The organism is Pseudomonas sp. FJ2-5-13 (assembly GCF_029201605.1).
GTDB lineage: Bacteria > Pseudomonadota > Gammaproteobacteria > Pseudomonadales > Pseudomonadaceae > Aquipseudomonas > Aquipseudomonas lactis.
This window is the reverse complement of record NZ_CP104045.1, coordinates 988685-1008281: the sequence shown is the minus strand read 5'-3', so window position 1 is coordinate 1008281 and position 19597 is coordinate 988685. Positions and strand designations below refer to the sequence as shown.

Annotated in this window: 13 protein-coding genes; 10 read left to right on the top strand and 3 right to left on the bottom strand. The window is 59.0% G+C overall.

Annotated features, from left to right (window positions below):
* The first annotated feature begins 110 nt into the window (after positions 1–110).
* Positions 111–548, top strand: coding sequence for a DUF1043 family protein (locus N2A98_RS04425; protein ID WP_003171734.1), 438 nt, complete (start codon positions 111–113; stop codon positions 546–548).
* Between the two features lie 193 nt (positions 549–741).
* Here N2A98_RS04425 and N2A98_RS04420 read toward each other — a convergent pair whose 3' ends face one another.
* The 3 genes from N2A98_RS04420 to N2A98_RS04410 form a co-directional block, all read right to left on the bottom strand.
* Positions 742–2466, bottom strand: coding sequence for an ABC transporter ATP-binding protein/permease (locus N2A98_RS04420; RefSeq protein WP_275623075.1), 1725 nt, complete (start codon positions 2464–2466; stop codon positions 742–744).
* A gap of 100 nt (positions 2467–2566) precedes the next feature.
* Positions 2567–3127, bottom strand: coding sequence for a response regulator transcription factor (locus N2A98_RS04415; RefSeq protein WP_003171731.1), 561 nt, complete (start codon positions 3125–3127; stop codon positions 2567–2569).
* The gene (locus N2A98_RS04410; RefSeq protein ID WP_003188495.1) at positions 3120–4382 is read right to left on the bottom strand and encodes an ATP-binding protein; all 1263 of its coding nucleotides are present in this window, start codon (positions 4380–4382) and stop codon (positions 3120–3122) included. The genes N2A98_RS04415 and N2A98_RS04410 overlap by 8 nt, the downstream gene beginning before the upstream one ends.
* A gap of 205 nt (positions 4383–4587) precedes the next feature.
* Between N2A98_RS04410 and N2A98_RS04405 the strand changes: the two genes are divergently transcribed.
* From N2A98_RS04405 to N2A98_RS04365, 9 genes are all read left to right on the top strand, one after another.
* Entirely contained in the window at positions 4588–5301 is a 714-nt protein-coding gene (locus N2A98_RS04405; RefSeq protein ID WP_032893587.1) for an SIMPL domain-containing protein, read from the top strand.
* Between the two features lie 146 nt (positions 5302–5447).
* Positions 5448–8855, top strand: coding sequence for a DUF6543 domain-containing protein (locus N2A98_RS04400; protein ID WP_275623074.1), 3408 nt, complete (start codon positions 5448–5450; stop codon positions 8853–8855).
* 80 nt (positions 8856–8935) lie between these two features.
* Positions 8936–10537 (top strand): ABC transporter substrate-binding protein, encoded by a 1602-nt coding sequence (locus N2A98_RS04395; protein WP_275623073.1) that lies wholly within the window; start codon positions 8936–8938, stop codon positions 10535–10537.
* 258 nt (positions 10538–10795) lie between these two features.
* The gene (locus N2A98_RS04390) at positions 10796–12424 is read left to right on the top strand and encodes an ABC transporter substrate-binding protein (RefSeq protein ID WP_044271572.1); all 1629 of its coding nucleotides are present in this window, start codon (positions 10796–10798) and stop codon (positions 12422–12424) included.
* A 306-nt stretch (positions 12425–12730) separates the two neighbouring features.
* Complete coding sequence (locus N2A98_RS04385) at positions 12731–14335, top strand: ABC transporter substrate-binding protein (protein WP_044271570.1); 1605 nt, start codon at positions 12731–12733, stop codon at positions 14333–14335.
* A gap of 171 nt (positions 14336–14506) precedes the next feature.
* Positions 14507–15901, top strand: coding sequence for an OprD family outer membrane porin (locus N2A98_RS04380; RefSeq protein ID WP_003188488.1), 1395 nt, complete (start codon positions 14507–14509; stop codon positions 15899–15901).
* An 80-nt stretch (positions 15902–15981) separates the two neighbouring features.
* A complete protein-coding gene (locus N2A98_RS04375; protein WP_044271568.1) occupies positions 15982–17580 on the top strand; it encodes an ABC transporter substrate-binding protein in 1599 nt (532 codons plus the stop codon).
* A gap of 76 nt (positions 17581–17656) precedes the next feature.
* Positions 17657–18667 (top strand): ABC transporter permease subunit, encoded by a 1011-nt coding sequence (locus tag N2A98_RS04370; protein ID WP_003171721.1) that lies wholly within the window; start codon positions 17657–17659, stop codon positions 18665–18667.
* 10 nt (positions 18668–18677) lie between these two features.
* Positions 18678–19589 carry an ABC transporter permease subunit gene (locus N2A98_RS04365; protein ID WP_003188486.1) on the top strand — a complete coding sequence of 304 codons (912 nt, stop codon included), beginning with the start codon at positions 18678–18680 and terminating at the stop codon, positions 19587–19589.
* Positions 19590–19597 lie beyond the last annotated feature (8 nt).

The following is a 19597-nucleotide window of genomic DNA, read 5'->3' as shown; positions in this document are numbered from 1 at the left end:
ACTCGTCTAGCTAAAAGTCTGTGCATGGCATCATTGCGAGCTTAATCGCGGTATACAGCGCAGGTTTGAGCCGTTAACGTAAAGCAAAGCCGTTTATAGAGGAAGGACTCGTGGAACACTCGCTCTTAGTTTGGTTGTTGCCGACTCTTGCCCTGGTTGCCGGTGTCGCCATTGGTTTCCTGGTTGCCCGCCTGCTGCCGAATGCCGCGCCTAACCGCACGCAGCGTCAGCTGGATGACATTCAGGAACGTTTTGACAGTTATCAGAACGAGGTTGTTACCCACTTCAACAGCACCGCGACCCTGGTCAAGAAGCTCACCCAGAGCTACCAGGAAGTACAGGATCACCTCGCCGATGGCGCTAACCGCCTGGCCCTCGACGACATCACCCGCCAGCGCCTGCTGGCCGCGCTGCATTCCGATGCACCGCAAACCCCACGGGAACGCCTGACCCCGCCACGGGAAAACCAGGAGCCACCACGGGACTACGCGCCAAAAACGCCGAACGCTCCAGGCATGTTGGATGAGCATTACGGCTTGAAGAAGTAAGTCATCTTCGAGCAATAAAAAAGCCCGGCTGATCGATGATCAGCCGGGCTTTTTTGTCTCATTTCCATGCCAACGCAGATCCAATGTGGGAGCGGGCTTGCTCGCGAATGCGCAGTGTCAGTCACTGACGTTTTGATTGATACACCGCATTCGCGAGCAAGCCCGCTCCCACATTTTTGACCGCGTTTGAGCCTTAAGACACCGGCTGTTCCTGCAACCGACCACCGTCAATGCGCACATGCCGACCATGGAAACGCTTGAGGCTGCTGCGGTGGCCGACGCTGACGATGCTCAACCCCGGCAACTCATCGATCAACGCCTGGTAGAGGGTTGCCTCGTCTTCTTCATCCATCGCCGAGGTTGCCTCATCCATGTACAGCCATTGCGGTGCAAACAACAACGCACGGGCAAAGGCCAGGCGTTGTTGTTCGCCGGGCGAGAGCATGCGTTGCCAGTGGTTGGCTTCATCCAGGCGATTGACCAGATGGGGCAGGCGACAGGTTTCCAGCACCTGTGCATAACGTTCTGGTGCATAGACGCTGTCGTCCTGTGGATAACTCAACACGGCCTTGAGCGTACCAATCGGCAAGTAAGGCTTTTGCGGCAGGAACAGGTAGCGCGTCGCCGGCAGCCGAATGCTGCCATGCCCGGCCGGCCACAGATGCCCCATCGCCCGCAGCAAGGTGCTCTTGCCACTGCCGGAACGCCCGCTGAGCATGACGCGCTGGCCAGGCTCCACGGTCATGTCGGCGTCGGTGAGCAAATGGCGGCCGTCGGCCAGGTCCATGCCCAGGTCTTTGATCACCAGGCGCTCGCCTTCAGGGCGCACGTCGATCGCCGGCGTGCGTTGCTCGTTGTCGCTCATGGCTTGCTGGAAACTCAGCAGACGGTCGCTGGTGGCGCGCCAGGTCGCCAGCTCCGAATAGGCGTTGATAAACCAGCTGAAGTTCTCTTGTACGTTGCCGAACGCCGAGTTGATTTGCATCAGCTCGCCCAGCTCGATCTTGCCGGTGAAGTAGCGCGGCGCGGCGACGATAAACGGGAAGATGATCGCGATCTGGCTGTAGCCGGCGGTGAAAAAGGTCAGGCGCTTGGACACTTTCATGATGTCCCAGAAGTTCTGCCAGACCTTGCCGAAGCGCGAACTCAGGCGTTGCCTTTCATTCGGTTCGCCGTTGTACAGGGCGATACTTTCGGCATTCTCACGCACCCGCACCATGGAAAAACGCAGGTCCGCCTCAAAGCGTTGTTGTTGGTTGCTCAGGCCGATCAAGCGCCGGCCGATCAGGTGCGTCAGCCAACTGCCCACGGCGGCGTACAGCAACGCACACCAGAACATGTAGCCGGGGATGGTGATGCCGAACACTTCGATGCTGCCCGAGACACCCCACAGGATGATCGAGAATGACACCAGGCTGACCACGTTGCGCAGCAACCCCAGGCCCAGGCTCAAGGTGCCAGAGGTGAAGTTGTTGAGGTCTTCGGAAATCCGCTGGTCCGGGTTGTCGGTGTAGCCGCCCTGCTCCAGCTGGTAGTAATTCTTGTGGGCGAGCCAACGGCTGAAGTGTTTTTCGGTGAGCCAGGCGCGCCAGCGGATCGTCAGCATCTGGGTCAGGTACAGGCGGTACACCGCACCGAGTATCGCCACCGCCGCGATCCCGCCGAAATAGCCGATCAGTTGCCAGAAGGCCGCGGTGTCCTTCTTCTCCAGGGCGTTGTAGAAGTCCTTGTACCAGTGGTTGATCCACACGGAGATCGCCACGCTGAACAGCGACAGGCCAATCACTGCGGCCAGCAACAGCCAGGCCCTGCCCTTCTCTTCGCTGCGCCAATAGGGTGTGATCATGGCCCAGGTTCGGCGGAAGAATTGCCCACGCACCGCATCGTTGACCGCGCGGTATTCAGCGTTCTGATTCATCGTTCAGGCTCGGTAGGAAAAAAGTGACAGGCGTTTGAACCGATCATAGGTGATCGGTTCGTGCGTCCGTGCAGCCTGAAGCGGGTTGTTCAGTCGCCGTTCAGCGTCGCACCGGGCGCTTCTGCAGCTTGCGTTGCAGCGTGCGGCGGTGCATGCCCAGGGCGCGGGCGGTGGCGGAGATATTGCCTTCGTGTTCGGTCAACACACGCTGGATGTGCTCCCACTGCAGGCGGTCAACCGACATCGGGTTTTCCGGCACCAGGGTGTCGAGGTCGGCATGCTCGGACAGCAAGGCGGCCAGCACGTCGTCGGCATCCGCCGGCTTGCACAGGTAATTGCAGGCGCCGCGTTTGATCGCCTCGACGGCGGTGGCGATGCTGGAGTAACCGGTGAGGATCACCACGCGCATTTCCGGGTCGAGTTCCAGCAGCTTGGGCAGCAGCACCAGGCCCGAGTCGCCGTCCATTTTCAGGTCCAGGGCAGCGTAGTCCGGCAGGTCGGCCTGGGCGATGGTCAGGCCCTCTTCGGCAGAGCCTGCGGTGCTGACGCGAAAACCGCGCCGGCTCATGGCGCGTGCCATCACGCGGGTAAAGGTCGCGTCGTCATCTACCAGCAACAGGTGCGGCAGTTCTTCGCCTTCGACTTGGATCTCGTCACTCATCGATATCTCCTCGTGCGACACGGGGCAGGCGCAGCTCGGTGAGCGTGCCACCTTCCTCATGACTATAGAGCTTCACTGAGCCGCCCGCGCGGGTCACGCTGGCCTTGCTCAAAAACAGGCCCAGGCCGAAGCCTTTGCCCTTGGTGGTAAAGAAGGGTTTGCCGATCTGCTCGGCAATGGCCAACGGCACGCCCGCGCCATGGTCACGAATGCTGATGGTGACGTTTTCGGCGTCCCAGTCCAACTGCACACCGAGGCCTTCAGGGCAGGCGTCGGCGGCATTATTCAGCAAGTTGAGCAGCGCCTGGGTCAGGTCCGGCGGTGGCGCCATGCGCGGGACGCTGCCTTGGCCCAGCAGGTTGAAACGGTAACTGGCTTCGGGACGCATCAGGTGCCAGCGGTTGAGCGCCTCATCGAGCCACTGGGTGACGTCTTGCATTTCTACCGCCAGACGGCGATTGGCTTCGGCGGCGCGCACCAGTTGCTGGAGCGTCAGCTTGCACTGTTTGACCTGCTCCTGCAGTACGCTCAAATCGTCCTGCAGGGCCGGGTCGTGATGGTCCTGGGTCATTTCCTTGAGCAGCACGCTCATGGTCGCCAGCGGCGTGCCCAACTCATGGGCGGCGCCGGCAGCCTGGGTGGCAACGGCCAGCAACTGCTGGTCACGCAGGCCCTCTTCCCGGCGAATGGCGCGCAGTTCTTCCTGGCGGCGCAGTTCTTCGGCCATGCGTGCGGCGAAGAAGGTAATGACTGCCGCCGACAGGGCGAAGCTCAACCACATCCCGTAGATCTGCAGGTTTTCCCGGGCGATGGGGAATGTCTGCAAGGGGTAGAACTGCGCCAACAGCAAGGTGTACAGCGTCAGCGCGATGCCCGACAGCACCACCGAATAGCGCCACGGCAGGGTCACGGCGGCGATGGTCAAAGGCACCAGGTAGTAGGAGACAAAGGGGTTGGTGGAACCGCCGGAGAAGTACAGCAACACGCTGTGGATAAACAGGTCACAGGCCAGTTGCAGGGCGTACTCCAGCTCGGTCACAGGCCAGGTGGTACGTAATCGTATGGCGGTGAACACACACAATACGGTGGAAAAACCCAGGGTCACGGCCAGTTGCAGCCAGGGCAGCGGCAGCAGGTCGAACCAATAGGCAAGCCCGACGGAACCGGCCTGTGCGGCCAATACCAGGGTGCGAATGAACGTCAGGCGCCAAAGGTTCTGGCGAGTGGCGGAAGTCAGTTTTACGGCGGCGAGCATGAGCTCTCCCGGTGAGCGCTGCAGGCGGATCGGCACGAGTATAAACGAAGCAGACCTACTGGCACGGCGTGTGTGGCTCTTTGACGCAGGCCGGGCAAATGACCGTTCGTCGGCGCCCGCATCACTTGTAGGTAATGTGTAAACCCGAAGAACCCAGTGCCAACGTCTACAGTCTTACCGAGCACGACTATCTCAAGGAGCTTCCATGTCTCGTTTCATTCGCAGTGCAGCCATCATTACCCTCAGCGCCAGCGCCCTGGCCAGCCTGCCGGCCATGGCCGCCGATGCATTGCATTACAACCAGATCTCCCTGCGCGCCGAAGCCAGCCAGGAAGTGGCCCGCGACAAGATGATCGTCACCCTTTACACCGAATCGCAAAACGCCGACCCGGCCAAGCTCGCCGCCGAAATCACCACCACCCTGAACCAGGCCCTGGGCCAGGCGCGCGAAGTCAAAGGCGTGACCTTGCGCCAGGGCAGCCGCAACAGCTACCCGATCTACGACAGCAAGAACCAGAAGATCACCGGCTGGCGCGAACGCGCCGAGTTGCGCCTGGAAAGCGCGGACTTCCCGGCGCTGTCCAAACTCACCGGCGAGTTGTTGAACACCTTGAAAATGGACAGCATGGACTTCGCCATCGCCGACGCCACCCGCAAGGCCAGCGAAGATGCGCTGCTCAAAGACGCGGTGGCGGCGTTCAAGGCGCGCGCGCAACTGGCTACCGATGCACTCGGCGGCAAGGGCTACAAGATCGTCAACCTGAACTTCAACACCAATGGCTACCCGATGCCCTACGCCCGCAATGGCGGCATGATGATGAAGGCCGCCATGGCCGATTCAGCGCCGACGCCTGAAGTGGAAGCCGGCACCAGCCAGGTCACTATGAGTGCCGACGGCGTGATCGAAGTTTTACAGTAACTTTTTTAGACAGGACAGAGGCGCAGCCCCACGGGGCGTGCGCCTTTTTTTTGCGTTGGCGCCACGTCATATCCAGCAGCATATCTCGCAGGAATCAAGTGCCCGGCTTTCACGACTCATTACTGCCATAGCTACCAGGGAGGGCTGTGCTGGCATTTATTCACACGATGAGAGCCGAATTCATGTCCCTATCAATCAACCCAATACCCTCTGCATCACTGCCATCGGGAATCGCCTATCCGACGCCGAGCACTCAAACGCAGACGCCACCCGCAGTCCCGCCAACAGCCAATCCCGTCCAACCCGACGAAACAGCACTGCTCAAGGCCTACCTCGAGGCCGCACAGCGCAAGGTGTTACACGGCAATGCCGGGCTTATAACCGTCCCGCCCCAAAGTACCCTGGGTCAATGGCTTGGGCTGTATCGCAGGCTTTTGGAAAACTCCGTTGTCCAGAGCTGGCTGCGCGCACAACACTTCGCTGCGGACACCCTGCTTTCAATCAACCCCTCTACCGGTACCTTGTCGGCCGAGGTCGAGGGCAAAACCAAAACCTTTCAACTGTCGGATACATCAGGCTGGGGGCAAATTTCAGGGCCATTGCTGGATGCCGCAAAAGTTATCGCCCCTGGCAATAACGGTGATTTGCGTGTGAGGCTGCGCGAGGACTCCATACAGGTCAGCGCAAAAGTGGTGGCCAACTTTGAAGGCGTTACCCTGCCGCAAACACTGACACAGGCCCGTGCGCAAATCAGGCACCTGGAACATAAAGACACCTTCGACCCTATCCCCGCCGATGACCGCCTGCGCCCTGCCAGCAGCCGCTCGGCACAGGCGCTGCTAGTGCAACAACACAACGCCGCCAGGTACTACAGCACCGCACCACAGGCCTTGGCTTACAAGCGCCTGGCGGTTGACGTGGCCAACAATCTGCCCAATACGCGGGCAGAAGCCAAGAAGTGGGCGGATGACCTGCTGCTCAAACTCACGGGCAAACCTATCGACTCCGACACCGTCTACTTGAATCGCTTCAAAGGCGGCGAAAGCGCGGACACGGCGACCGGCTGGGAACACACATTCCAGGAGCCCTGGTCTTCGCTGCGCTTGCCCGACGCCCTGCTGAAAAACTTCTCCGAGCACGACTGGGTGCCTGGCAACCTTGACCTCGACGCGGGTTTGTATACCCAGCCTGCCGGGCAAAGCGAAAACGGCGGCTACGGAAAACACAATCAAATCGACCTCAAGCCGTCCCAAGTGATGCACGAAAGCTGGAAAACCGACTTTCAGGCCCAGATGACCCAGAAATTCGACGCGTTCTGGAGCGCGCATACCGATGACTACCAGACGGTAATCAAGGGCGAGTTCGTTTCCCAGGCCCGGGAACAACTGAAGAACGCCGAAGCCGGGTCACCTGCTGAGCGAGCGTTACAAGCCCCCGAACATCAGTTCACCCGTGGCGACTACAGCCTGGTAATGGCAGCGGCGAACAATATTCCACTCGACGAAAACACCCCCCTGAGCCTTGAACAGCTGCAGGCTAAAGCGCCAGTAAACAGCACCCCCCAAGTCCATGCCCTTGATATCCACGGCTTTATATCCAGCGACATTCTTCGATTCAGCAACGACGACGCTGGCCGGCAAGTGCTTTACCTACCTGGAGCCAAACCGGCATTTCTGCGCTTCGACTCCTTGGACAAGCTCAATCAATGGGTGATTGACCAGACCAAGGACCCGAAAAAAAGCCAGTCGCTGCTCGCGCACTTTTCGCTGGCTGATCGTCAGAACCGTAAGCCTGGCGTTCTCATACAACTGGCAAGCGGGTTCGTACCGGGCGGGAGCTTTACAGGTATTGGCGACACGCAAGATGGCCTGGACGCCCTCTTCAAGAAAATGGCCGCCGGCGCTCTGAAAACACCGCTGAATAAAAGCAGTCAGTCAAAGATCGAGGGGGACGTGTTTTCCACCCTGGCAACCGCTGCCAAACAGCGCATGACGAGTGATACCGACGTTGTCGTCAAATCCAACAGCGAAGTGACGCGGGACACCTGGCTCAATGATATTACCGTGGCCGCGGGGTTACTGGCCAAGCTCGCCCCCATCGCGGCACCGGTCACCGGCGCCGCAGTAATTGCCGGGTTGACAGAATTGGGGTTGGGGTTCGAACAATCCGCGTCCGGAGACACCGAGGCGGAACGCGACAACGGGGCCTCCCGAGCACTCGACGGTGTGCTGAACACATTATTTTCCATCGGGGCGAGTACCGTCCCTGAAGATCCTTTTGCACTGCCGCCGAAGAAAGAACTGCCGGTGAGAAACCCGCTTGTTCAACCACAAGTCACCGAAATTGAAGAACCAAAACCCGGGCCATCCAGCGGTACTCAGGTGGTCAACGACGCGGGGGCTGCGGCGCCAAAATCCCGCCCCCTACTGCCGATGGCGCCCTATGCTGTCCCCGAGGGTGAACAGTTGATAAAGGATGCGCCCCGCGACGCGCTGGGTGTCTACCGAATATCCGACAGCCAGGGAGCACTGCGCCAATTCGTGCGCCTTACCGATGAGACGGGGGCGAGCAAGGTATTTGAGATATCGGGGCGTTACCGCACCGGCGATGTGTTTGCCAGAGTCATCAACCCTGATAACGGCGCGGGACTGATGATCATCACACCCGGGCGTGATGGAGAGTGGGCCCGTGCCCCGGGCGATGGCGGGGTGAGGTGGCAGTGGCCGTGGCCGCGAACTGAGTCCCCGACACTCAGTAACGATATAAAAACCCCTGCACAGGTATCGGATAATTTTATTGAGTTAGACGGTACCAAAATGAAAGGCGCTGACATATTCGACAAGTATTTCAACGTTGAAGAGCAAGCGAACTATAAATATGGCATCAGCGTCGAGGAGGAGAACGGTGTTTTAAAGAATCGCCCTGTCTTTTCTTGGACAGCCGACAGCGGGGATTTCACGGTATCCGCATCGGAAAGAGCCTCCTCATCCCCGTTCGGTACCAGCAATTACTCCGAACAATTTATCAAAGACATCAACCGAGACCCTTACACAATAAGGCGCCCTGGCCTGGAGAACGTTGAAATCGACATATCTCGGCAGATAGCAGGAATGACTATCCCCAATAACTTAGAAGAGCCGATTCGTGAGGGTCTTATAAGGGACGGGATCGATAAATTTGAGCACATCGTGCCCGATCCTGACATGCGAGCGGCCATTTCAGAGGTTGCTCATCAAGGCTCTTCCGCTCCTGTGTGGTTTGAATTGCAGCCTCCACGCGTGAAGCCCGGCTTTAGCAGCGGCGTTGGCGACAGGCAGTACATCATCGACTACAACCCTTTAAAAAACGAGACCGAGGTCATAATAACCACCCAATGGCGCCTGAAATATGCGGTTAGAGGTGAGTCCACCCTCGCCGATGACGTGAACATAACAGCCACTCGAACTTTCACCCTTCGTAAAAGTAATGAAATAGACGGCCCGCCCGTTACAATCGACAAATCGGCTCCCATCCGGATAGAAGTCTCCCCCCGCATAAACGTATCCCCTACCTAAGCCAGCTGAACGGCGGTAACCTCGGTCACCGCCGTTTTCGTTTGGGCAGCTTTAATATGCCCGCCACTTCAGGGGTCTTTATGCAAAGAATCGCCGTCAAGCCACTGCTCCTCGCCGCAAGCCTTGCGGCCTTTATGCCGATGGCCCAGGCCGCCACGACCCTGGTCTACTGCTCCGAAGCCAGCCCCGCCGGCTTCGATCCCAGCCAATACACCAGCGGTACCGACTTCGATGCGTCCGCCGAAACTGTGTTCAACCGCCTGACCCAGTTCAAGCGCGGCGGCACCGAGGTCGAACCTGGTCTGGCGACGAGCTGGGATGTTTCGAAGGATGGCCTGACGTACACCTTTCACCTGCGTGAAGGCGTCAAGTTCCACACCACCGACTTCTTCACTCCGACCCGCGATTTCAACGCCGATGACGTGCTGTTCACTTTTAATCGCCTGCTCGATGCCCAGAGCCCGTTTCGCAAGGCCTACCCCTCCGAGTCGCCCTACTTCACCGACATGGGCTTGAACACCACGATCAAGAGCGTCGAAAAACTCGACGAGCACAGCGTGCGGTTCAACCTGAACACGGTCGATGCTTCGTTCGTGCAAAACCTGGCCATGAGTTTCGCCTCGGTGCAATCGGCCGAATACGCCGCCCAACTGTTGAAAGAAGGCAAGGCCGAACAGATCAATCAGCAACCGGTCGGTACCGGGCCGTTTGTGTTCAAGCGCTATCAGAAGGACTCGCAGATCCGCTACGTGGCCAATAAACAGTATTGGAAACCCGAGGACGTGAAGCTCGACAACCTGGTGTTCGCCATCACCCCGGACGCCGCCGCACGCCTGCAAAAATTCAAGGCGGGCGAATGCCAGGTCAGCGGTTACCCGCGCCCTGCCGATATCGAGGTCATGAAACAAGACCCCAACCTGCGCGTGTTGCAACAAGCAGGCTTCAACCTGGGGTTTTTGGCCTATAACGTGACTCACCCGCCGCTGGATCAACTCAAGGTGCGCCAGGCCCTGGACATGGCCATCGACAAGCCCGCGATCATCAAGGCCGTGTACCAGGGCGCCGGGCAATTGGCGCAGAACGCACTGCCTCCCGCGCAGTGGTCTTATGACCCGAACATCCAGGACGCCCCCTACGACCCGACCAAGGCACGGTTGCTACTAAAAGAAGCAGGGGTTGCACCAGGTACCACCATCAACCTGTGGGCAATGACCGTTCAACGCGCCTCGAACCCGAATGCGCGGATGTCCGCACAAATGATTCAACAGGATTGGGCCAAGGTGGGCATCAAGGCCAACATCGTCAGCTATGAGTGGGGCGAATACATCAAGCGCGCCAAAAATGGCGAACACGATGCAATGATTTATGGCTGGACCGGCGACAACGGCGACCCCGATAACTGGCTGGGCGTGCTCTACAGTTGTGCCGCAGTCAAGGGCAGCAACTACGCCAAATGGTGTAACCCGGCCTACGACAAGCTGGTGCAGCAGGCCAAGGTCAGCAGCGACCGCGAGCAGCGCATCAAGTGGTATCAACAGGCACAGAAAATCCTTAAGGAACAAGTACCTATAACGCCTATTGCGAACTCGACGGTTTTCCAGCCTATGCGCAAGCAAGTGCAGGACTTCAAGATCAGCCCGTTTGGGCTAACGCCGTTCTACGGTGTGGGTCTAGATAAGTAACAGCCGCGCCCCAACCGAGTGCGCTAGACGCCTCGGCTGGGCTTTTTTGGTGCGCCATTTGCACCGAAAAAACCCTCCAAACAAGCACTTTTGTGTCGAAACTTTCATAATTGCGACATTCCTGTACGTTCGTACCACAGTTTTCCCTTTGCAACCGCTCTGCATCTTGCATTGGGTATGGCGCCTGCATAAGTATCCGCAGGCCGACTCACGAGGTCGCCCTCACCACCAAAAATGACAACAAATCATGAGGCCAACATGCTTAAACACGCAGTCCTTCCGTTATTAGTGAGCGCTGGCCTTATGGCCGCAGCCCCCGTAGCCCTCGCGGCAACTAACCTGGTGTTCTGCTCCGAAGGGAGCCCGGCCGGTTTCGACCCAGGCCAGTACACCACCGGAACAGACTTCGATGCCTCGGCCGAAACCATGTTCAACCGCCTGAGCCAGTTCGAACGTGGCGGCACCGCTGTAGTTCCTGGCCTGGCCACCAGCTGGGACGTTTCCCCGGATGGCCTGACGTATACCTTCCACCTTCGCGAAGGCGTCAAGTTCCACACCACCCCGTACTTCAAGCCTACTCGTGAATTCTCGGCTGACGACGTACTGTTCACCTTCAACCGGATGATCAATAAAGACGATCCATTCCGTAAGGCCTACCCCACCGAGTTCCCGTACTTCTCGGACATGGAGATGGACAAGAACATCAAGAACATCGAGAAAGTCGATGACCACACCGTCAAGTTCACCCTTGGCACCGTGGACGCGGCGTTTATCCAGAACCTCGCGATGAGCTTCGCGTCGATCCAGTCGGCCGAATACGCCGCCCAACTGTTGAAGGAAGGCAAGGCTGCCGACATCAACCAGAAGCCGATCGGCACTGGGCCGTTCGTGTTCAAGAGCTACCAGAAAGACTCCAACATTCGCTTCACCGGCAACAAGGAATACTGGAAGCCTGAGGACGTCAAGATCGATAACCTGATCTTCGCAATCTCCACGGACCCTTCAGTACGCATCCAGAAACTGAAAAAGAACGAGTGCCAGATCACAGCCTATCCTCGCCCGGCCGATATCAAGCCGCTGGAAGCGGACAAGGACATGAAGATGCCGCACCAGGCCGGCTTCAACCTGGGCTACATCGCCTACAACGTCATGCCTGTGCTCAAGGGCCAGACGACGCCAAACCCGCTGGCTGACCTGCGGGTTCGCCAGGCTTTGGACATGTCGGTGAACAAGCAGCAGATCATCGACTCCGTGTACCAGGGCGCTGGGCAATTGGCCGTCAATGCCATGCCACCCACCCAATGGTCGTACGACACCACGATCAAGGACGCCAAGTACGATCCTGCCAAAGCCAAGGAACTGCTCAAGGAAGCTGGCATCAAGGAAGGCACCGAAATCACCCTGTGGGCCATGCCGGTTCAGCGCCCGTATAACCCGAACGCCAAGCTGATGGCCGAGATGCTGCAGAGCGACTGGAAACAGATCGGCCTGAAGGTCAACATCGTCAGCTACGAGTGGGGCGAGTACATCAAGCGCTCCAAAGGTGGCGAGAACCAGGCGATGATCATCGGCTGGAGCGGTGACAATGGTGACCCGGACAACTGGCTGGGCACCCTGTTTTCGTCCCCGGCGTTGAACGGTAACAACTTCTCCAAGTTTGTTAATAAACAGTATGACGACCTGATCAGCCAGGCCAAATCGACCACGGATGTCGCCAAGCGCACCGAACTGTACAAACAGGCGCAACAGCTGCTTAAACACGAATTGCCCTACACACCTATCGCGCACTCGACGGTGTATCAACCCATGCGTAATACCGTACAGGACTTCAAGATCAGCCCGTTTGGCTTGAACTCCTTCTACGGCGTTAGCGTCAGCGGCAAGTAAGGATCAATAACGGCGACGTTTCATAACGTCGCCGTTATTCCATCCGCCTGGACCTTAGGAAACAGACTACGTTTGCAAGCGTTGCCGTCTTACAGCAATGAACTGCGACCCGTGCCTCCGTTGCCTACAAGGTCAGTCAGAATTGACGCATTTACTGCAAGGTCAGCGCCCCATAAGGTCGTAGGACAGCAGCGGCATCATTCTGGTGAAGGGCACTTGCTGTGTGTGGGATCAGTGAGGTTTGCCTGGCTGTACGCCAGAAGCAAGGCTCGCTGTTGATAACTACAAACAAGGACGGGGATCGTCATGCGCCATACAACCGTTGTATCCGCTCTGTTTGCCACCAGCCTGCTGGCCGTGGCCACGATGGGCCAAGCCGCCGAGAAGAAGAGCCTGGTGTTCTGCTCCGAAGGCAGCCCGGCAGGGTTTGACACTGCGCAATACACCACCGCCACCGACAACGATGCGGCGGAGCCTTTGTATAACCGTTTGGTGGAGTTCGAAAAAGGCGCCACCGACGTCGTCCCTGGGCTGGCAACCAAGTGGGATATCTCCCCGGATGGCCTGACCTACACCTTCCACCTGCGTGAAGGGGTGAAGTTCCACAGCAACAAGGAATTCAAGCCGACGCGCGACTTCAACGCCGACGACGTGCTGTTCACCTTCAACCGCATGCTTGACCCCGACCACCCGTTTCGCAAGGCCTACCCTACCGAGTTTCCGTACTTCAACGGGATGAGCCTGAACAAGAACATCGCCAAGGTCGAGAAAACAGGCCCCTACACTGTGGTGATGACCCTGAACACGGTGGACGCCGCGTTTGTGCAGAACATTGCCATGAGCTTTGCCGCGATCCTCTCGGCCGAATACGCCGAGCAGTTGCTCAAGCAAGGCCGGCCCAGCGACATCAACCAGAAGCCGATCGGCACTGGCCCGTTCGTGTTCCAGCGTTATCAGAAAGACTCGCAGATCCGCTACGTGGGCAACAAACAGTACTGGGACCCGAGCCGCGTCAAGCTGGACCAACTGATCTTCGCCATCAACACGGACGCCTCGGTACGCGTGCAAAAACTCAAGGCCGGCGAATGCCAGGTGACCCTGCATCCACGCCCCGCCGATGTCGACGCCCTCAAGGCCGACCCGAACCTGCAACTGCTGACCAAGCCGGGCTTTAACCTCGGCTATATCTCCTACAACGTACGCCACAAGCCGTTCGATCAGCTTGAAGTACGCCAGGCGCTGGACATGGCGGTGAACAAGCAGAGCATCCTCAACGCCGTGTACCAGGGCGCCGGGCAACTGGCGGTCAACGCCATGCCGCCGACGCAGTGGTCTTACGACGACAGCATCAAGGACGCCGCCTACAACCCGGAAAAAGCCAAGGAGTTGCTCAAGGCCGCCGGCGTCAAGGAAGGCACCGAGATCACCTTGTGGGCCATGCCGGTACAGCGCCCGTACAACCCCAACGCCAAGCTGATGGCCGAGATGCTGCAGAACGACTGGGCCAAGATCGGCCTCAAGGTCAAGATCGTCAGCTATGAGTGGGGCGAGTACATCAAGCGCACCAAGAACGGTGAGCACGATGTCAGCCTGATCGGCTGGACCGGCGACAATGGTGACCCGGACAACTGGCTCGGCACCCTCTACAGCTGCGACGCCATCGGCGGGAACAACTACTCCATGTGGTGCGACCCGGCGTACGACAAGCTGATCAAGCAAGCCAAGGTCGTGACCGACCGCGAACAAAGGACTGTTCTGTACAAACAGGCGCAGCAACTGCTCAAGCAGCAGGTGCCGATCACGCCCATCGCCCACTCGACGGTCAACCAGCCGTTAAGCGCCAAAGTCGAAGGCTTCAAGGTAAGCCCCTTCGGCCGCAACGTGTTCTCGGGCGTCAGCATCAACCCATAAGACAATAACCGGATGGCGGGGAGCGAAATCGGCTTCCCGGCAAACGTGCAGGCTTTTGTTGGGAAATTTCCTACGCCAAACGTTTGCATTAGCTTGAACGAGTTCCACACCCAATAGCCGGATCACCCAAAAAGACCGGCATTAAAAAAGAGAACCAAAGGAGCTTCACCCATGAAACTGAGCAGCAAAGCGCTTCTGGCCTTGGCCATCAGCAGCATCACGGCCACCGCCTACGCTGAAACGCAAAGCCAGGACTTCGTTCCTACCACCCTGGCCGGCACCAGCGCCCAAAGCGAGGCCAAAGGCTTTATCGAAGATTTCAGCCTGGGCGGCACCACGCGTAACTGGTACTCCCATGAAAGCAAATACCGTGGGGGCACCTTCTCGTACCAGAAGCACGGCCAGACCCTGACCGATCGCAACCGTACCAACTGGGTGCAAGGCACCATCCTCAACGCCAGCTCGGGTTTCACCCAGGGCACCGTTGGGGTCAAGACTGAAGTGGCGGTGTACAACGCCCTGGTGCTGGACCGCAGCAAGCGTGATATCAAAGGCGGCTCCAACCGTACCCTGGCCGACTCCAACGGCGACGCCGTCGACCAGTGGAGCAAACTGGGCCTGGCCAACGTGCAGTTCCGTGTGTCCAACACCACACTGACCGCCGGTCGCCAGAACTTCAGCAGCGGCATCGTCGACACCATCGGCAACCGTGCCCTGCCTTCCAGCTTCCAGGGTGTGAGCTTCAACAGCGAAGAATTCAGCAACCTGTCGTTCCAGGGTGGCGTGTTTGACCGCGTTTCGCCACGTAGCGAGCAGAGCCTGTCGAAATTCCGCAGCGAATACGGCAATGGCGCAGAAACCGACAAAGTGTCGACCCTGGGTGTGAACTACCAGCCACTGAAAAGCCTGAAGACCAGCTTCTTCGCCGCCAACGTGAAGGACTTCTGGAACCAGTACTACTTCGGCGCCACCCACGAACTGGGCGACGCGCAGCAGTTGGGCCTGACCACCGGCTTCAACTACTACAAGACTGTCGACGAAGGCAAAAAAGAGATGGGGGAAATCGACAACGATACCTTCTCCCTCTCCCTGGGCCTGACTCACCAGGCACACAGCCTGACCTTCGGCTACCAGCAAGTGAACGGTAACGAGTACTTCGACTACCTGCACGAAACCAACGGTATCTACCTGGCCAACTCCCTGACGTCTGACTTCAACGGCCCGAACGAGAAATCCTTCCAGATCGCCTATGCCATCAACATGGCTGAATACGGCGTACCTGGCCTGAAGTTCAACGCCTACTCGGCACGCGGCTGGGGCATCGACGGTACCCACTACACCGGCAACAACGGCCGGGCCAAGTTTGCCTATGACGGCATCCAGTCCCAGGACGGCGAGAAGCACCAGGAATACGGTGTCGGCGCCTCTTACGCACTGCAGAGCGGCCCCCTCAAAGCCACCACCGTGCGCGCAACCTATGTTGAGCACCGTGGCAGCGAGTTCCAGTCCGACGGCAGCATCAAAGAGTTCCGTCTGGTCACCACCATCCCGTTCAACATCCTTTAATTAGCGCCAGGCAGGCGGCGAGCTCAGGATGAGCCCGCCGCCTACGCTTTTCTGGCTCCATCGATTGCAGAGGGCTCTGAATGAAAATGCTCCCACTACAAGCCGCCATGGCCGCTGCGCTGTTGAGCGTGGCGATCGGCGTTTCGGCCAAACCGCTGGTGGTCTGCACCGAAGCCAGCCCGGAAGGTTTCGACCCGGTCCTGTACACCACTGCCGTGACCGCTGACGCCGCCGCTGAAACCATGTTCAACCGTCTGGTGGACTTCAAGCCCGGCACCACAGAAGTGGTGCCTGCCCTGGCCAAAGACCTGCCGGAAATCAGCGCCGATGGCCTGACCTATACGTTCCACCTGCGTGACGACATCAAGTTCCACACCACCGACTATTTCAAACCCACGCGCAACCTGAATGCCGATGATGTGCTTTGGAGCTTTCAGCGTCAGCTGGACCCGAATCATCCGTGGCATAAAAAGTCCGCTGTGGGTTACCCGTATTTCGAAAGCATGGGCTTTAAAGAACTGCTCAAGAGCGTAGAGAAGACCGACGACCACACCGTCGTGTTCACCCTGACCCGTCCTGAAGCCCCCTTCCTGGCCGACCTGGCCATGGCGTTTTCCTCGATTCACTCCGCCGAATATGCCGACCAATTGCTCAAGTCCGGCAAGACCGATGATCTGAACGCCAAGCCAATCGGCACCGGGCCGTTCATCTTCAACCGCTACGCAAAAGACGCGCAGGTGCGTTTCAAGGCCAACCCGGAGTACTTCCGTGGCAAGCCGCCGGCCGACCCGCTTATTTTGGCAATCACCACCGATAGCAATGTGCGCCTGCAAAAGCTCAAGGCCAACGAATGCCAGATCGCGCTGTATCCCAAGCCCGATGATGTACCCAGCGCCAAGGCTGATCCCAACCTGAAAGTGGCGGAACTGGCGGCGATGACCACCAGCTACACCGCCATGAATACCACCCACAAGTACATGAGCGATGCGCGGGTACGTCACGCGATCAATATTGCCTTCGATAAAAAGGGCTACAACGAATCGCTGTACGGCAAAGGCAACGCCGTCGATGCCACCGGGCCGTACCCGCCGACCCTGCTGGGCTTCAGTGACAAGCTGAAAAACCCAGTTCGCGACCTGGACAAGGCGCGCGCCCTTCTCAAGGAAGCCGGCGTGCCGGAAGGCACCGAATTCACCCTGTTCACCCGCAACGGCGGCGGCCCGACCAACCCTAACCCGATGCTCGGCGCCCAGCGCATGCAAGCGGATCTGGCCCAGATCGGCCTGAAGGTCAATATCAAGGTCATGGAATGGGGCGAAATGCTCAAGCGTGCCAAAGCCGGCGAGCACGACATGGTTTCTGCCGGCTGGGCCGGGGATAACGGCGACCCGGACAACTTCCTCACCCCAAACCTGAGTTGCGATGCAGCGAAAAACGGCGAAAACTACGCCCGCTGGTGTAACAAAGAGTTTCAAGACTTGATCGACAAGGCCCGCGCCGACGCTGAACCCGCCGAACGCGCCGCACTCTATGAACAAGCTTTGGCCGTATTCGAGAAGGACCAACCGTGGATTCCCATGGCTTACCCGAAAATGTTTACCGCCATGCGCAAGAACGTCGAGGGTTATACCCAAAGCCCTCTGACCACCAATAACTTCGCCACCACCCAGGTGAAGTAAATAAGAAAAACGCTCGGCACCGTCGACACTGACGGTGCCGGACCTGCCTAACCGGCTGATTGAGGTACACACCAAGATGTTTAGTTTTATTGCCCGCCGACTGGGGTTATTGATCCCCACGTTCTTCGGCATCACGTTGCTGACCTTTGCGTTGATTCGCATGATTCCAGGCGACCCCGTAGAAGTCATGATGGGCGAGCGACGGGTTGACCCCGAAATGCACGCACAGGCAATGGAGCGCCTTGGCCTTAACAAGCCGCTGTATGCGCAATACCTGGACTATGTCGGCAAGCTCGCCCAGGGCGACCTTGGCGAATCGCTGCGCACCCGCACCAGCGTGTGGACCGAATTCACCGCCCTCTTCCCCGCGACCCTGGAACTGTCCATGGCCGCGCTGTTGTTCGCCGGTATCCTGGGCCTGTTGGCCGGGGTGATCGCGGCACTCAAGCGAGGATCCCTGTTCGACCATGGGGTGATGGGCATCTCCCTGGCGGGGTATTCGATGCCGATCTTCTGGTGGGGCCTGATCCTGATCATGTTCTTCTCGGTGAGCCTGGGCTGGACCCCGGTTTCCGGGCGTATCGACCTGCTCTACGACATCGAGCCGCGCACCGGTTTCATGCTGATCGACACCCTGCTGGCCGACGAGCCGGACGCGTTCTGGGATGCGTTGCACCACCTGATCCTGCCGGCCATCGTGCTCGGCACCATCCCGCTGGCGGTGATCGCGCGCATGACCCGTTCGTCGATGCTCGAAGTGCTGCGTGAGGACTACATCCGCACCGCCAAGGCCAAGGGCCTGTCGCCGGCTCGCGTGGTGTTCGTGCACGGCCTGCGCAACGCGCTGATCCCGGTACTCACCGTGGTCGGCTTGCAAGTCGGCACACTGCTGGCCGGTGCGGTACTGACCGAAACCATCTTCTCGTGGCCCGGCATCGGCAAATGGCTGATCGAAGCCATTGGCGCGCGGGACTACCCGGTGGTGCAAAACGGCATTCTGCTGATCGCCTGCCTGGTGATCCTGGTGAACTTCGTGGTGGATATCCTCTACGGCTTCGCCAACCCACGCATCCGTCACCAGCGCTGAGATCATGACCATGACCACACCTACTCAAGTGTCAGCAGTCGATCAGAGCCTGCTGTACCCGTCCCCGTACAAAGAATTCTGGCAAGCCTTCTCCAAGAACAAAGGCGCGGTTGCCGGCCTGCTGTTCATGTTGCTGATCGTGTTCTGCGCGATCTTCGCCCCCTGGGTTGCCCCGCATAACCCCAGCGAGCAATACCGCGACTTCCTGCTGACGCCGCCGGCGTGGCTGGAAGGCGGGCAGATGCAGTTCCTGCTGGGCACCGACGAACTGGGCCGTGACTTGCTCTCGCGCCTGATCCAGGGCTCGCGCCTGTCGTTGCTGATCGGCTTGTCGTCGGTGGTGATGTCGCTGATCCCGGGCATCCTGCTGGGCCTGTTCGCCGGGTTCTTCCCGCGCTTGCTGGGCCCGACCATCATGCGCCTGATGGATATCATGCTGGCCCTGCCGTCGCTGCTGCTGGCCGTGGCGATTGTCGCCATCCTCGGCCCTGGCCTGATCAACACCGTGATCGCCATCGCCATCGTGTCGTTGCCGTCCTATGTGCGTCTGACCCGCGCGGCCGTAATGGGCGAACTGAACCGCGACTACGTGACTGCCGCCCGCCTCGCTGGCGCCGGCCTGCCACGCCTGATGTTCATCACCGTGCTGCCTAACTGCATGGCGCCGCTGATCGTACAGGCGACCTTGAGCTTTTCCTCGGCGATTCTCGATGCCGCGGCCCTGGGCTTCCTCGGCCTTGGCGTACAACCGCCAACCCCTGAGTGGGGCACCATGCTGGCTTCGGCCCGTGACTACATCGAACGCGCCTGGTGGGTCGTGAGCCTGCCTGGCTTGACCATTTTGCTCAGCGTGCTGGCAATCAACTTGATGGGTGACGGCCTGCGCGATGCGCTGGACCCGAAACTCAAGAACGCCGCCTGAGGAGATTC

Coding starts and splice junctions, on each gene's coding strand:
- N2A98_RS04365 (WP_003188486.1), top strand. CDS start 18,678: ATGACCACACCTACTCAAGTGTCAGCAGTCGATCAGAGCCTGCTGTAC.
- N2A98_RS04415 (WP_003171731.1), bottom strand. CDS start 3,127: ATGAGTGACGAGATCCAAGTCGAAGGCGAAGAACTGCCGCACCTGTTG.
- N2A98_RS04390 (WP_044271572.1), top strand. CDS start 10,796: ATGCTTAAACACGCAGTCCTTCCGTTATTAGTGAGCGCTGGCCTTATG.
- N2A98_RS04385 (WP_044271570.1), top strand. CDS start 12,731: ATGCGCCATACAACCGTTGTATCCGCTCTGTTTGCCACCAGCCTGCTG.
- N2A98_RS04380 (WP_003188488.1), top strand. CDS start 14,507: ATGAAACTGAGCAGCAAAGCGCTTCTGGCCTTGGCCATCAGCAGCATC.
- N2A98_RS04370 (WP_003171721.1), top strand. CDS start 17,657: ATGTTTAGTTTTATTGCCCGCCGACTGGGGTTATTGATCCCCACGTTC.
- N2A98_RS04375 (WP_044271568.1), top strand. CDS start 15,982: ATGAAAATGCTCCCACTACAAGCCGCCATGGCCGCTGCGCTGTTGAGC.
- N2A98_RS04410 (WP_003188495.1), bottom strand. CDS start 4,382: ATGCTCGCCGCCGTAAAACTGACTTCCGCCACTCGCCAGAACCTTTGG.
- N2A98_RS04395 (WP_275623073.1), top strand. CDS start 8,936: ATGCAAAGAATCGCCGTCAAGCCACTGCTCCTCGCCGCAAGCCTTGCG.
- N2A98_RS04405 (WP_032893587.1), top strand. CDS start 4,588: ATGTCTCGTTTCATTCGCAGTGCAGCCATCATTACCCTCAGCGCCAGC.
- N2A98_RS04420 (WP_275623075.1), bottom strand. CDS start 2,466: ATGAATCAGAACGCTGAATACCGCGCGGTCAACGATGCGGTGCGTGGG.